Here is a 15,356-nt window from a genome sequence, read left to right as displayed (position 1 = left end):
TTCCGGACACTGTTTTTTGCAATGGTTATAAACATTCAGCACGAAACAGCATACGACAAAAAGGCTGGCCCCGATAAAAACGGAATCCTGATAATCGGAGATAATAACGGCAAAAATCGCCCACAGAAGAAACAGGACAGACAATTCGACCCTGGGACTGTTCCATATTCCACGGGCCGACTGCCTGAAAGCTGCGTCTATCTCTGCTTCGCCCGCACATTTCAAGCGACGGGACATTTCTTTCTTCGCCTCGAAACGTTCTTTGTCAAAGACTTCGTAATAAAGCAAACCGAAAGCAACAAACAGGCTAATTGCAGTGACCCACAACTGATAAACCGCCCGAAATTCTTCTGCCACCTGTCCATTCAAGATAAAACAGAAAAAAGCCCAGCTCAACAGCAGACATACAAATGGAGTCTTAGAACTGTAGTAGATCCTCAGAAAACGTTTTTTCATGCCTGTCATAATTTGGTCCTCCTATAAGTATAATATTTCCATTGCCGGAGTGCTTCCCCGGCGTGTTTTTCAAAAAATAGATATCTGCAAGGTTTTCAATCCTTACTTATATAGGGTGGAATTAAGAAGAACAAGGAGACCTCCTGTTGCTATCATAATACTCTCTCTCAAAAATTATGAATAATTTATTTGGATTTCACAAATATATATATCCTTGCATATATTTTGCTATAATCAGATATGTTCTATAACATAACTGCTAAAATTGTTCAAAAAAGGTTTCCATTCGTTTGCAGAAAAAAGCGTTCGAGAACCTCATGACAAAGAAAACCGGTTATCATGAACAAGGCTATATACAAACACATTGCGCCTTGACGCCAGTCGCTATACGTACAACCGGCATTAAGGCGCGATTCGTTTTATATCAGTATATATCGGTGGTGACTTCTAAAAATGACAAGAGATGCCCAGCTGCGTAGTCAACACAAACAAGCCGAACTTGTCACGCTGCTTCCAAGGGATGAAATCAGCTTGTACTTCCGACGGATTGAGCGGCGAATAGAGGGCATTTACCTCCAGACAGACACCCCAGTGGCGAGCAAAGGTGTATTCCAGATTAAGAAAGGCGTTAAGCCCCACACTGGAAGCAGACGTCTTGACATCGGGATTACCGGAAAAAGTCGATTTACTTTGATAGTGCACATAACCGGCACCTCCCCCCATCGTGCCAAAGCAGGAGGGAAACAGCGTTGTCCGCTTCAAGTAAGACGCCTGAGGAGCCACATACAGCAGGTTGACTTTCTCCTTCACTCCCTCGTCGCGGAAACGTTGCGAGTGCATATCATCATACAGCAAAAGCCCATACCCCACACTGTTAGAGGAAGAATAAGTCATCAGCCGGAGCGTATTGGCCACACCACCGCCCTTGCCATCCACATCCCAAGCCGAAATGCCATGCGACGAAGCGTAACCCGCAATTCCCCAACTATATGTAAGCACAACCGACCTTGCAGCCGGTTCGGCATCGGTCAGGTATATCTTCTGCGCCCGAAGCGCAAAGACACCCGAGAACATCATAAACAGCCATACGGCAAGCAATCTGTTCAAAGAGAAAATCAGAACCTTTTTTCCCATGTTCTTACAATATTACAACGTGAATAACTACCTAAAAACCGTCTATTCCTCTTCCATCAAAACCCGATCTTTCAGTTTCCAAATACGAACATGTAGGAAGAAATCAGAAAGAATGACAAACAAGAAAGGCAAATCTAAAAAAGCCCATATATCACTTCCGACATCAATTATCCATATACATTTAAAAACAATTGTCAGAAAGTGAAGACCAAGAGCAACCCATAAAAAACGGCGCCACATACGAACCTTCGAATCATGTTCAAATTTGGCATTTTCCAGAAATTGCTCCGACTGTTTTTTATCCCGCAAATACTGGCGCACATAAAACCCGACACACCCCACCAACAACACAGTTACCAGTAAATAATACACCCAATTGTACCGGAACATCATACCGATAAACCAAGCCCAAAAGAATATAGTCACCAAAGAGACTTGCATCGCATTCCATCTGAATTTCGTTTTCATACATACACATTTATAAGTTTCTACAAATAACGTTTCACAGACATATTTCCTAATCGTTCAATGAGTAAAAGCATAGAAAACTGTACTTAACGCCAAAGTAACGTTAATGACCACGATGAAAATGTTTCTGATTGTAATGTCAGTCATGAAAACGTAGCATAACACAGAACATAGAATGGCTGCCAAAAGCCATTTTCCAAGTTTCTGCAATGGCGGTTTGGCTACTTGAACTCGTTTGGAAACCAATTCCCCAATCAGACTACCACTCATTGTAAACATCAAAGCCATAGAAAAAGAAAACAACCTATTGTTCTCTTGACATAAAAGGAACGTTGTGAATCATGCAATAGCCAAGAAATAATAAATCAGGGGAGCAATTAATTTCTTCTTCATGGTTCTGAAATCAGTTAGCTATTTCTTAAAAATAAGAGCGTACAGAAAAATAGATGTCACCCCGGAACAGTTTCAGTTCATTCCGTCCTTCCAATTCTACCTTATGGCCATTCATTTCATAGGAAGAAGCCTTGCCGCCGGTAAAAGAGCACCCAAGCCCGGAGTACAGATTAGGATACAGCCGATAGTAAAAAGAGCAATCGAAATTCGAAGCCCAAAAACCTTTTTTTGCCTTAAAACTTTCTCCGTCGCAAACACCGCTGTTTTTATAATAAGCATATCCCGCACCGCACATAAAATCAAAAATCAACCGATCCGTCACATCGTACCGGCAACCGATTTGGGGAGCCAAATAATTCAGCGACAAATCGCTGTTGACCCATTCACCGCTATGCAACGCAAAATCTGCAGTAGCTCCAAAAAGATTATACTTCAGCCCCACCTGAAAGTTTTGCAGAAATCGATACGTGGCTTTAATGCTGCCCGAAAAGCCCTTATCATATTGCTGCCGATAAATTTCTCCAAAAGGAGAAAGATTTGTAGTCCCGAACAATTTACCGCCACCTAAATCTACCGAAATCGCGACTTTTTCCTTACGCTCTTGTTCTTGTGCAACACAAATCAAGCAACAAAACAAACAGAAACAAAAAAGAATGCTTTTTCTCATAACCATAAATTGAATTTAAACAAGATTATTTCTCCGCCTGCAAAGCCCGATCTTTCAACTTACGAATCCGATTATCAAGAACTACGCTGCAAATAAGAATCAGAATCGTTGACTGACATTCAATGATTGAGATGACAACCACATCGGACACCCATATCCATGTAAAAACAAAGGAAACAAATGCAATCCCCAGACTTATCCACAGCAAACAACGCCATTTCCGGACATTCGAATCATTAGCAAGCAACAGATCTGCTTCACACGAACGACATTCAGAATTACTTCTGTCCTGCAAATACAACCTCCAATAAAGCCCGATACAGCCTACCAACAGCATAATTACCAATGAATAATATACCCAATTAAACCGGGACATCATGCCAAGGATCAAAGTCCAAAAGAATATAGTCACCAAAGAGACTTGCATCGCATTCCATCTGAATTTCGTTTTCATAAATACACTACTTTAAATGTGACAATAAAAATGAATCGGGAAAAAGAAAAAGTTGCCTACGAAAAAAATTAGATTAAGGATATAATTTATCGTAAAGAGACTCCATTTTTTCAACTTCAAGTGGCAGGCATAAAGTTAACAAAGAATAGAGCTATAGCGTTTTCGGCTCGAAATTTACTAAAATAAATATAAAAAGCAAAATATTCTGCCCCTTTTTTCTTTTCCTGCACACTGCTGCTTCCACACTTGTACGGCTCCTGTTCCACACTGGTGTGGCTCGCGAGAAACACTTGTACGGCTCGCGAGCTATACAAGCAATACTCGTGGAGATTGCAAACAATACTCGTGGGAATTGCAGGCAATACTTGGCGGGGTTGTGAGTCATACTCGCGGGCTTTGTGGACAAAACCCGGCGGCATTGCTTGCGATAGGCGGCAGGATTGCTTGTGTCCTGGCCGGACATTGCTTGTTGTGGTGACTGACTTTTGATGTTACACGGCTAAAAAACAAACATTCGGGATTTTGGTTTCACGGTTTCACCACGTATTTTCATACTGATATACAAGGAAATATGGTGAAACATGATGTTTCACCATCGCTACACTGAAGGTAAGTGAAACATAAATCGGGATGGTTGTACTACACATTAATTTTTTCTCAGTTAGAGAAAAATTTTTTCCTAACTGGGAATTTATTTTTTCCTAACTGGGGAAAAAATGCAAGACTGACATTGCTGTCACCCCTTCCAGGAAATCCGTTCTGCCAGAATTTATCGTAAGCGCGGAGACGCTTACACAGTGACACTAGCCGTGAAACATATCTTTCACCGGAAAAGGTTTGTAATGAAAGAGTTACGGCAGGGTGAAAGCGTGAAGGCTATTTCGGAAAAATCGAACATCATACAGGGTGAAAGCACAAGTTGAGCCCCCAAAGTCCCTCTTTAGCAGTGTAAAGTCCCTCTTTGCAAAGCCGAAGTAAGACTTTGCGTACCGACTTGTCGGTTGCTGAAAAATGCCACAACAACTTCCCCGCAGCTATTCGCGCATTCCCTAATTATCCGTACCTTTGCACCCGAAAAAGGAGAAATACGATTATGAGACAAGACCCTAAACATATCCGCATCAGCGAGTTCAACTATCCGCTGCCCGACGAGCGCATCGCCAAGTTCCCCCTGCCCGTACGCGACCAGTCCAAACTATTGGTTTACCGCCACGGACAGGTGACCGAAGACCGCTTCACCTCCCTGCCCGACTACGTGCCGGCAGGCAGCCTGATGGTGTTCAACAACACCAAGGTCATTCAGGCCCGCCTGCACTTCCGCAAGGAGACGGGCGCACTGATCGAGGTTTTCTGTCTGGAACCCATCGAGCCAAACGACTACGCGCTGAACTTCCAGCAGACCGAGCACGCCGCCTGGCTCTGCATGGTAGGCAACCTGAAGAAGTGGAAAGAAGGGCCACTGCGCCGCGAGATGACCGTAAAAGGACGCCCATTGACACTGACTGCCGAGCGGGGCGAGTGCCGCGGCACCAGTCACTGGGTGGACTTCCGCTGGGACAATCCCGAGGTGACCTTTGCCGACATCCTCGAAGTGTTCGGCGAGCTGCCCATCCCGCCCTACCTGAACCGCGAGACACAGGAAAGCGACAAGGAGACCTATCAGACGGTTTACTCCAAGATAAAAGGCTCCGTAGCTGCCCCTACAGCCGGATTGCACTTCACGCCCCGCGTGCTCGACGCACTCCGCACAAAAGGCGTTGACTTGGAAGAACTGACGCTGCACGTAGGTGCCGGCACCTTCCGCCCCGTGAAGAGCGAAGAAATCGAAGGGCACGAGATGCACACAGAGTACATCTCCGTATCGCGCGGCACGATAGAAAAGCTGATAGCCCACGACGGGCAGGCCATAGCCGTAGGCACCACATCGGTGCGCACGCTCGAAAGCCTCTATCACATCGGCGTCACCCTGTTGCAGAACCCTGACGCTACGGAAGAACAGTTGCACGTCCGCCAGTGGCAGCCCTACGAAATGGAAGGCGAAGCCCCCACAGCGGTCGAAGCCCTGACGGCCGTCCGCGACTATCTGGACCGTCACGGCATAGAAGCCCTGCACACCAGCACACAGATCATCATCGCCCCGGGCTACGACTACCGCATCGTCCGTGCCATGGTGACCAACTTCCACCAGCCACAGAGTACGCTGCTGCTGCTCGTCTCGGCCTTTGTCCACGGCGACTGGCGCACCATCTACGACTACGCCCTCGCCCACGACTTCCGCTTCCTGAGCTACGGAGACTCGTCGCTGCTGATACCGTAAGATATTCACCACAGAGGACACAGAATCGCACAAAGTTCTTCCAAAGGAAACAATCTATACTTCGTGATCCGGTATCTTCTGTGGTGGCAAAACATATAAGTCATGAATCAAGACAACAACCAAGAAATGTTTCCCCTCGTCGATGAAGAAGGGAATATCATCGGTGCCGCCACACGCGGCGAGTGCCATAACGGCAGCAAGCTGCTGCACCCCGTCGTACACTTGCACGTATTCAACTCGCATGGCGAACTCTATCTGCAAAAGCGTCCTGAGTGGAAGGATATTCAGCCGGGCAAGTGGGACACGGCCGTAGGCGGGCATGTGGATTTGGGCGAAAGTGTAGAACAAGCCCTCCGTCGTGAAGTACGCGAAGAACTGGGTATCACCGAGTTTACGCCCCAGCAGGTGACACACTACGTCTTCGAATCAGCCCGCGAACGCGAACTGGTCTTCACCTATAAAACAGTTTACGACGGCCCCGTCACCCCCAGCGACGAGCTGGACGGAGGACGCTTCTGGCCCATCGAAGAAATACGTGCCAATCTGGGAAAAGGAGTCTTTACGCCCAATTTCGAGGGAGAGATAGAGAAAATCATTTAAAACAGTGAAGGTGTGTCAAAACTTAGTTATGGTATCTGACTCCCCTCCTTCTGGAAGGAGGAGAGTTTCAGATACTTTTGTTTTTGACACCCACATGTTAACCGGACATACCAGAGCATAAAAAAAGAATGAAGAACCGTCCTGCACAAGGCAGGCAGTTCTTCATTCTTCATTATTAGTCTTTTCTATTTATTTCGCCAGTTCTTCGATTACCTTCATAATCTGCTGACCGATTTCTTCAGCTTCCTCCTGTGTGTGAGCCTCGCTGTATACACGGATAATCGGTTCGGTATTACTCTTACGCAGGTGTACCCACTTCTCGGGGAAGTCAATCTTCACACCGTCGATGTCGTTGATTTCCTCGTTCTTGTAGATTTCCTTCACCTTAGCCAAGATGGCGTCCACATCGGTTTCGGGAGTCAGGTCTACACGGTTCTTAGCCATGAAGTAAGCAGGATAAGTAGCACGCAGTTCGCTCACCTTCTTACCTTCGTGTGCCAGATGGCTCAGGAAGAGGGCAATACCTACCAAAGCGTCGCGTCCGTAGTGGCTGGCCGGATAGATGACACCACCGTTGCCTTCGCCGCCAATAACGGCACCTACTTCTTTCATCTTCGTGGTTACGTTTACTTCACCTACGGCCGATGCGTAATATTCCTGTCCGTAGCTACGAGTCACATCGCGCAGGGCACGAGTCGAGCTGAGGTTCGACACGGTGCTACCCGGTGTATGCTTCAGGATGTAGTCGGCTACGCTGACCAGTGTATATTCTTCGCCGTACATGCGTCCGTCTTCGCAGATGATGGCCAGACGGTCTACGTCGGGGTCTACTACGAAAGCTACATCGTTCTTGCCGGCTTTCATCAGGTTCATGATGTCGCCCAAGTTCTTCTCCAACGGCTCGGGGTTGTGCTGGAAGTCGCCTGTAGGCTCGCAATAGAGTTTTTCAACGTGCTTCACGCCCAGTGCTTCGAACAACTGGGGCAGGATGATACCGCCCACGGAGTTCACACAGTCGATGGCTACGTGGAAGTCAGCCTTGCGGATAGCCTCTACATCCACCAGGTCGAGAGCCAGCACGCTATCAATATGCTTCTGGTTATAAGTCAGGTCTTTGCGGTAAGTTCCAAGTTTGTCCACTTCGGCGTATTCGAAAGCCTCGGCCTCGGCTATGCGGAGCACCTCGTTGCCTTCTTCCTTGTTCAGGAATTCACCCTTTTCGTTCAACAGTTTCAGGGCATTCCACTGACGGGGATTGTGTGAAGCGGTAAGAATGATACCACCGCTGGCACCTTCCATCGTAACTGCCAGTTCGGTAGTCGGTGTAGAAGCCAGGTCGATATCGACCACGTCCCATCCCATACCCATCAGGGTACCTACCACAACGTTCTTTACCATCTCGCCGGAAAGGCGGGCGTCGCGGCCTACTACAATTTTGTTGCTTTTAACGGTACACGTCTTACGGATAAGAGTGGCGTACGCTGAAGTGAATTTCACAATGTCGAGTGGATTGAGTCCCTCGCCTGCACTGCCGCCGATGGTTCCGCGGATGCCGGAAATAGATTTAATCAGTGTCATAGATAATAATTTAAATTATTTGGTTAGAAATGAAGTATCAATATATCTGATATTTACGTATGTCATAATAGTAAGGGTAGACGTACTGCATGGCTGTCTGATGTCCCATCTTCGAAGGTACAATCAAACGCACGTGAGCACGGTCGCGTACATAAGACAGGGGAACAAGCCAGCCGGCCGGCACTGCTGAAGTACCGTAATACGACCACATGTAACCATTGCGGTTCGTAAAGATGCCGGTGATGGAAGAAGAGGTTACCTGATAGAGGAACTCGTCTACATCGACTGCATTGATGTTGGACAAAGTTGTGTCCTTGTCGAGCAGGCTGTACTCCATGAAGCGTACCAGAACAATGTCGTTCGGCTTCACCGTATCGGCAGGATTTTCGGAGCCTTTGTCTACGATGTTCATGTAGACGCCGCTGGCCAGCTGTACGTATTCGTTCTCGGCCGTCATCGAATCTTGTGCATAGAATTCGCTTTGCGAGATGACTTTGATGCCGTGTTCGTTGATGAAGTCGGCAATGGCGGCATCTTCTTCTTCGCGCATCTCGGCGTAAGTCTTTGTATTGTCGCAAGCCTGAAAAGCCAGGCTCAGTGCGAACAGGGTAAATAAAAATAAGGTAAGTTTCTTCATTTCTGTCAATTAGTAATTCTGTACAAAAGTATCTGATTTCCCCGAATATTGAAAGCTACGGACAGAAAGTTCGTATCTTTTAACCTTTCGTCACGTATGCAAGGCGTTGTGCACGGCTGCATACGGCGCCGTAACGGTCTACTTCAGCAACAGGGGCTTGTATTTTTCCAACGCCTGTTCGAACACTTTTTTCGCTTCTTCCATCGTTCCGTAGAATTCGCCTCCCGAAGCGTTCAGATGTCCGCCACCTCCGAAAAATTCGGCTGCCAGCTGGTTGCAGGGGAAGGTGCCGACCGAGCGCAGCGATACCTTAATCATAGGCCGTTCGGTGTCCTCGCGCAGGAAACAGGAGAAGACAACGTTCTTGATGCTGAGCGGAATGTTGACAAATCCTTCGCTGTCGCCACGGATGTAGCTGAACTGGCTCTGTTCTTTCTTGGTCAGCGTGATGAGGGCAGCACGGTGCTCGTGATAGACTTTCATCTGCGTCAGGACGTGCCCCATCAGACGCAAACGGCTTTCGGAATAAGTATTGAACACCTTGCGGTAGATCTCGTCTTTGTCGATACCTTTGGTGAGGAGTTCGCTGATGATGAAATAGATTTCGCGGTTGTTCGAGTTATACGTGAACCCGCCCGTATCGGTCATCATACCGGTGTAGATGCATTCGGCACACTCGCGCGTGATATCGCTGAAGTAGCCCATGCGGCAAATCAGACGGAACACCAGCTCCGACGTCGACGAAATCTGCGGATGCGAAATGGTAATCTTACAGAAATCCTCGGGATGCAGGTGGTGGTCAATCAAGATTTTGCGTGCCGGCGAGGCCAACACAGCTTCCTTCATGGCGTCGATACGACTGGTGGCATTGAAGTCGAGGCAACAAATAACGTCGGCTTCGGCTATCAGCTTGTCGGCAAACTCCTTATAGCGGTCGTACAACAGAATGTCCTTACTGCCCGGCATCCACTTCAGGAAGTCGGGGAAAGCGTTCGGTACAATCACGTTAGCAGTCTTATCCTGCGAGTTCAGGAAGTGCCACAATCCCAGCGAAGAGCCGATGGCATCGCCGTCGGGACCCACGTGCGACACAATCACCATCTTGTCCGCACGGTCCAGCCATTTGGCAAAATGGTCGATATTGGCTTGTTCAATAACTTTCGTCAACATGTTCTTTTCGTTTTACTTCGAAGCGGCAAAAGTACAAATAAAGTTTGGAAGGACAGGCACGCCGGACGAAATATTTCCCAACCCGCCCGCGAGCAACACTTGCATGGCTCGTGAGAAACACTTGTACGGCTCGCGAGAGACACTTGCACGGCTCACGAGCCACACTTGCGTCGCTCAAACGCCCCGGCAGAAAGGCCTAAACCCAAGAAAGACGAAAACGATGAATTTGTTTAGAAAAGTTAAATACCACAGTTTTCCAAAACAATTCTCTACCATTTCCGTTTAATGACAATGAAAACCCGCCGGAAAGCTCCGGTCGGACACATAGAAAACGCCGAAGCCGCAAATGTGCAATGAACAATTCGACTCAAACGACGTTTATAGTATACAAAAGCGCAATATGCCTTCACCCCAACCGGCGAGACACATCGCGCTTTTTTCATGGCCGAAGCCGAAAAAAGAACAACAGGTAAAAGAGATTCAGGATAACAAACGTATAACAGGTATTAGAGAGAACCACAACTTACAGAGACAGGATGAAAAAGATTGTTTGGATAACATTTTTATGCAGTCTGGCCTTTATCTCCTGCCAACAGGATGAATGGGCAGACTCCTTACAGACGGCGGCGGGCACACCTACCGTCAGACTACGGAGCGACCGCTACGAGAACGACGGTGCCCACACCCGCCAAACTACCGAAACCGATGCCCCTTACGACCGGGTAGAATTCTACGTAGTCGATGAAGACGGCGCCATAGCCAGCGGCCTGAAGGGCATCTACAACCACCAAAACCAGGAAATCAAAATCGAAGGCCTGAAGGAAGGCGAATACGAACTGCTGATTCTTGCCATCAAAGGCAATCTGCTCGACGACGGGGCCACCATTCACCCCTTGAAGCAGAAAACCGACCAATGGATCAGCTTCCCGTCCGACCTGCAGAAACCTCTCGAAGCCGAATATTTCTATTCGAAGACACCTTTCAGCGTCAGCCGCGAAGCCGTTGCCGGAGGTCACGAATACATCGTGCATCTGCCCGCCGAAATCGTGCAGAAGCGCATCATGGGGCGCCTCGACCTCGGCCTGCTCTACAACAACGACGACGTGCGTACTGCCGCAACGCAGAAGACACTGTCGTTTCACACCGGTACCTTCTACACAGCCTTCACCGGCGACGGAGGATATGCCGGACAAAGCAACGGGCAGACCGATCCCATCGAGCTGAACGACCAGAACACCTACTGGTTTATGCCTACCACCGCAGGTGCGCAGATTAATGCCGAAATCAGCCTCACTACCACCCACTATCGGGGCGGTGAGCGCCAATGCAGCTACCTGTTCGGAGTAGATGCCATAAGCCCTAACCGTATCGAACAGGTACACGCACGGATGGAGCATCCCGACGACTATCAGGGCACCATGTATGTCACCCGACAGGCCTACAACGAAGGCAATCATGCCAAGATACTGCAAGACGGAGAGTCCAAAACCATCTATGCCGACCCGTCACAACGGAGGTTCAACACGGCACACCCGCTGCAAATCAAGGTGAACGATGCCGGTCAGCTTCATGCCCGCTTCTATTCGCCTCGCGACCTGAAACGGGTGCTCATCAAGGCACAAATTCCGTCCGTCAGCAACGAGTATTTCGATTTGGCCTACTTCGACTCCATACCGGCTTTTGCCGACTTCTTTCACGAAGTCGCCTTCAGCAGCCGTAACGGCATGTACCGCACCGAGTCGGGCAAACTGATCGAAATCGGCAATCTGACACCTGCACAGCTCGCCGGAGCCCAATACAAGATAGAGTCCGACGACCCGTACTGGGCCAAGATAAAATCCATCGTACACGGTTGGGACATCTACTTCAGCCTTTACGGAGGCGACCCCGACCTGCCAAACGGAGGCCCGGTAGGCAACTGGATGGGTATACGTCCCGTACATTGCCGCGAGGTAGTGGCCATGTTTATCAACTTCACTTACATGATCGACATGGACGAACACGAAGAAATCCTCAGAGCCAACGAAGACATTCTATATGGCAACGGTGGTGTAGACGACAAGGTGACAGCCGATCAAGTACTCTCGCAGATGCGTAGAGAACGTACCCTGCAAGTAGGACTGGTATACTCGGGTAACGGTGTTATCGGACTGGGTGGAGGTATTATATTCGGAGCCTATCAAAACGCCTGGCTTACACATTACAATAACACCTACGCCTGCGAAATCATGTTCCACGAGTTGGGCCACGTGATGGGATACAACCACAGCAGTGCTTTCACCTACGGTCCTTGGGCACAGAAGCTGATGAACAACTTCTACGTCAACAATCTGCATCAGTTCCCCATCGACTCACCGTCGTACCTCAACAGCCGGAACAACCCGACCCTGTATCCCTGATGGCAAAAGCCTACACCGCACCATAACCGTGCACACGTACTTATTAAAACTTAAAACAACGAACAATGAAATACAATTTTATTGCTTGCTGCCTCTTTGCGTCCCTACTGGGAGCCGGATGCACTGCCGAAACCGAATTTTCCGATACACCCGCCGCAGGACAGTTATCTGTGATTCTGCAACCTGCCGGGCTGCAAGGCACTGCCGCTACCACCGACGACAAACGGATGAACGACGTAAAAGCTTTCCGTTTCGACGATGGACAGTTGCAGGAAACTTACGGTCCGCTGGTGCCCGGCGATGACGGCCGCTGCTATCTGAATCTGGCCGACAACCGCGGAACCCTCTACTTCCTGGCCAATGCCTCGCAAGTAACAGCCTTGGAAACACTGGTGCCCGGCGCTACTACCCTCGACGACTTTCTGGCCCTCTCGGCTTCGACCAGCGATATGACGGAACACGGACTGTTGATGAGCGGTCGGGAGGAACTGGGCAGTCAGTCAGCGTCGGAACTGACCGTTGCCATGACACGCAGCGTTGCCCGCATCGACCTCGAATCGACCGACCAGGGTGTAGAAGTGCTGCAAGTCAGTATCGACGGCCTGGCCGACGAAGGTTACCTTAACCAGCAGGCAACCGCCACCCATCCTCAGGATGCAGCAACCACCCGCTTCGACAAGCAGTATAACACTCCCCTGTCCAATGCCCGCGAAACAGTCTTTTACATCTGCGAGCAACAGGGCACAGACATACAGGCCGAAGTACTGGTGCGTTTCCGAAATGCGCTGCACAAGCTGAAGGCTACTCTACCCACCACCATCCGACGCAACACGGTCTACACCATCCATGTGTACGGACGCGGAGGTGACGTAATGATGAACATCAGCAACGGCGACTGGGAACAAGGCGATACTTCCGGTTCTGAAACCCAAATCAAAGCAAGGGTTAATGTCGAAGCCTCTGCCTTACCGGCCGACGTCAAGGTAAACAGCACCTGCGACAGTGTCTTCATCCCCTATACCGAGAACAATTTTAACCTCGTTCTCGATGCCGAACCGGGAGCAACAGTCACAGTCGACGGACGCATCACCGGAGTCAGCGTACAGGCTACAGCTAGCCGTAGCCTTGAACCGGTAGCACGCCTTGCAGTGAGCAATGTTCACCGTCTGCCCGGTACCATACGCGAATACATCTATGCCGATGTATACCAAGAGCAGATCCACAAAGGGCGCATCGTGCTTGCTTTCTTGCCCAGTCCTATCCAGCTCGAAGGCAGCATTATCCTCGATGAAGACGGTATATGCGACTTCGGCCGATACATAGAAGGAGAACTGGGACGTCTCACTCTGCCCGCTGGTAAAATAGCTACAGTAGAAACGAACAACGGACAGACACCGTGGATAAAACTGGCCGAGGATGCCGGCAGTTATCGCATACTGGGCGGATGGAAACCCAACGATCCCGAAGCCGACGGACGCATGCAGGAAGCCCGCCTGGTCATCACCGACAGCGACGGAAGCAACCGCGAAGCTTATCCCATACGGCGCAGAAACTGGGGACTCCCCGTTGTCAACATCGACGGAACCTGGTGGTGTAAATACAATCTGCGGGGTAACGTCAAGAGTTTCAGCGACCAGATCAGCATAGCCGATGACCTGGCAGCAGGAACCGGCGTACTGGAACGCCTGACCACCTGCAGCGACGACGAGCTGTTGGTTCTAATGGGCGGACAGTATCAGGGTGGCAATCCTGATGAACTGCCACTGAGCCACAACGGAACTGCATTCTACCACGAAGGGATGAAAGGATCCGCACAAAACTGGGGGCAAATACCTGCCACGCAAATGGCACCCGATGGCTATCAGTTGCCAACATACGACGATTATGCTTTCTTCGTGTGGGGCACCAACTGCAATATCGGAGGTGTAGGTACACGGACCCACCAGAACAGCCAGGGACAAACCATTACCGTGAACATTGTAGAACGTGAAGCCCGATTTCTGGACCAATCCTACGGTACGATAGCCTTTTACGACTTCGAGTACGAAGGCAATCACTGGACACTGTACGGACTGGGACATCAATGGAACACCACTGCCGGAAACATCGCACAAATGTCCATCATAATGGCCATTACCGGAAACACATCGAGCAGCTGGTACATGGAAGGCTATGCACAAGCCAGCCGTCCGGGGCAGAACTGGTTCAAATTTACAGCACAAAACTCTACCAAGACCCGTGCAGTACGCTGTATCAAAAGTCCGGTAGAATACATATACAACTAATACAATCACTGTTTCAGCCGATAGCTGACAACATGTAGTTTACATTTTTTATTATTAACCAAAACTAAACAAACGATTATGGAATTGAAGTTTATGAAGGCTATGACCTTTGCAGTATGCACCACATTTGTGATGACGTCTTGTACGAACGATGCAGAAGAAAATCTGCCGTCCGGCAACCCGGGTACTACAATCATCAATGCCCGACTGGCCGCCTACGAAAGTCTGATTCAGGCTGCTGATGGCGAAAATGACATAACCGACGTTAAAGCTTTCCTGTTCAGAGATGGGAAAATGACAAAGATCTACGAACTGGGAGCTCCTGAATCCGAGAACTATAACCTGCAAATAGACAGCCGTTCGGGTAATCTTTACCTGTTGGCTTATACGGGCGGAACCATCCCCACCGAAGGTCTGGAAGGGACAGAACTGGATGAAACGAACTGGAAACAAAGTATCATCAACATGCCTGCTAAAACAGAACACTTCTTCACCGGAATGCTGGCTTTGGAAAGCACCGGAAGCCAGACAAGCACTGCTTCTGTATCGCTGAAGCGCGGAATGGCACGTTTCGACCTGGCCGTAGAATCGATCGAGGAAGTATCGGTAAAGAACGTCACTGTACGCAATCTGGCCAATTCGGCTTACCTGTTCCCGCAAGAAGGTATCCAGTCGCCGTCCAACGCCAACCGCAAGGATACAACCGTGGTATTCCAGCAACCTATCACCGACGGCAAATCGGGGATGCTCTATGTATACGAACAGGAGAACCAGAGCATAGAAATCAGCGCGACAGCC

General features: G+C 49.2%; 13 protein-coding genes. 5 read left to right on the top strand and 8 right to left on the bottom strand.

The genetic code is table 11. The features are described 5' to 3' along the window. From QVP67_RS11835 to QVP67_RS11815, 5 genes are all read right to left on the bottom strand, one after another. The coding region (locus tag QVP67_RS11835) for a hypothetical protein (protein ID WP_288180163.1) at positions 1–456 on the bottom strand (456 nt) is incomplete at its 3' end. 447 nt (positions 457–903) lie between these two features. After that, entirely contained in the window at positions 904–1,590 is a 687-nt protein-coding gene (locus QVP67_RS11830; protein WP_022163774.1) for a hypothetical protein, read from the bottom strand. Between the two features lie 42 nt (positions 1,591–1,632). Further along, positions 1,633–2,058 (bottom strand): hypothetical protein, encoded by a 426-nt coding sequence (locus QVP67_RS11825; protein WP_022163773.1) that lies wholly within the window; start codon positions 2,056–2,058, stop codon positions 1,633–1,635. 418 nt (positions 2,059–2,476) lie between these two features. Further along, entirely contained in the window at positions 2,477–3,118 is a 642-nt protein-coding gene (locus tag QVP67_RS11820; RefSeq protein WP_022163772.1) for an outer membrane beta-barrel protein, read from the bottom strand. A 25-nt stretch (positions 3,119–3,143) separates the two neighbouring features. Beyond that, positions 3,144–3,572: a hypothetical protein gene (locus tag QVP67_RS11815; protein WP_022163771.1), complete on the bottom strand. Its 429-nt coding sequence runs from the start codon at positions 3,570–3,572 to the stop codon at positions 3,144–3,146. A gap of 1,093 nt (positions 3,573–4,665) precedes the next feature. On the opposite strand from QVP67_RS11815, the gene QVP67_RS11810 reads away from it, so the two are divergent. Together QVP67_RS11810 and QVP67_RS11805 are read left to right on the top strand one after the other, a co-directional pair. Beyond that, complete coding sequence (locus QVP67_RS11810) at positions 4,666–5,889, top strand: S-adenosylmethionine:tRNA ribosyltransferase-isomerase (RefSeq protein WP_022163770.1); 1,224 nt, start codon at positions 4,666–4,668, stop codon at positions 5,887–5,889. A 102-nt stretch (positions 5,890–5,991) separates the two neighbouring features. Continuing rightward, positions 5,992–6,489 (top strand): NUDIX hydrolase, encoded by a 498-nt coding sequence (locus tag QVP67_RS11805; protein ID WP_022163769.1) that lies wholly within the window; start codon positions 5,992–5,994, stop codon positions 6,487–6,489. Positions 6,490–6,678: 189 nt separating this feature from the next. On the opposite strand, the gene glmM is transcribed toward QVP67_RS11805, so the two are convergent. The 3 genes from glmM to QVP67_RS11790 form a co-directional block, all read right to left on the bottom strand. Then, positions 6,679–8,067, bottom strand: a complete 1,389-nt coding sequence (gene glmM / locus QVP67_RS11800; protein ID WP_022163767.1) for a phosphoglucosamine mutase — start codon at positions 8,065–8,067, stop codon at positions 6,679–6,681. 37 nt (positions 8,068–8,104) lie between these two features. Then, a complete protein-coding gene (locus QVP67_RS11795) occupies positions 8,105–8,704 on the bottom strand; it encodes a DUF4827 domain-containing protein (protein WP_022163766.1) in 600 nt (199 codons plus the stop codon). A gap of 138 nt (positions 8,705–8,842) precedes the next feature. Next, positions 8,843–9,874, bottom strand: coding sequence for a DHH family phosphoesterase (locus QVP67_RS11790; protein WP_022163765.1), 1,032 nt, complete (start codon positions 9,872–9,874; stop codon positions 8,843–8,845). A 536-nt stretch (positions 9,875–10,410) separates the two neighbouring features. Here QVP67_RS11790 and QVP67_RS11785 point away from each other — a divergent pair. The 3 genes from QVP67_RS11785 to QVP67_RS11775 form a co-directional block, all read left to right on the top strand. Beyond that, the gene (locus QVP67_RS11785; protein WP_022163764.1) at positions 10,411–12,273 is read left to right on the top strand and encodes a hypothetical protein; all 1,863 of its coding nucleotides are present in this window, start codon (positions 10,411–10,413) and stop codon (positions 12,271–12,273) included. 65 nt (positions 12,274–12,338) lie between these two features. After that, a complete protein-coding gene (locus QVP67_RS11780; protein WP_022163763.1) occupies positions 12,339–14,558 on the top strand; it encodes a FimB/Mfa2 family fimbrial subunit in 2,220 nt (739 codons plus the stop codon). A 78-nt stretch (positions 14,559–14,636) separates the two neighbouring features. Further along, a partial coding sequence (locus tag QVP67_RS11775; RefSeq protein WP_288180162.1) for a hypothetical protein occupies positions 14,637–15,356 on the top strand: 720 nt, incomplete at its 3' end.

Origin of the sequence: Bacteroides sp. CAG:633 (assembly GCF_000435115.1) — a bacterium.
In the GTDB taxonomy this organism is placed as follows: Bacteria; Bacteroidota; Bacteroidia; order Bacteroidales; family Bacteroidaceae; genus Bacteroides; species Bacteroides ndongoniae.
This window is presented reverse-complemented; position numbering and strand designations above follow the sequence as displayed.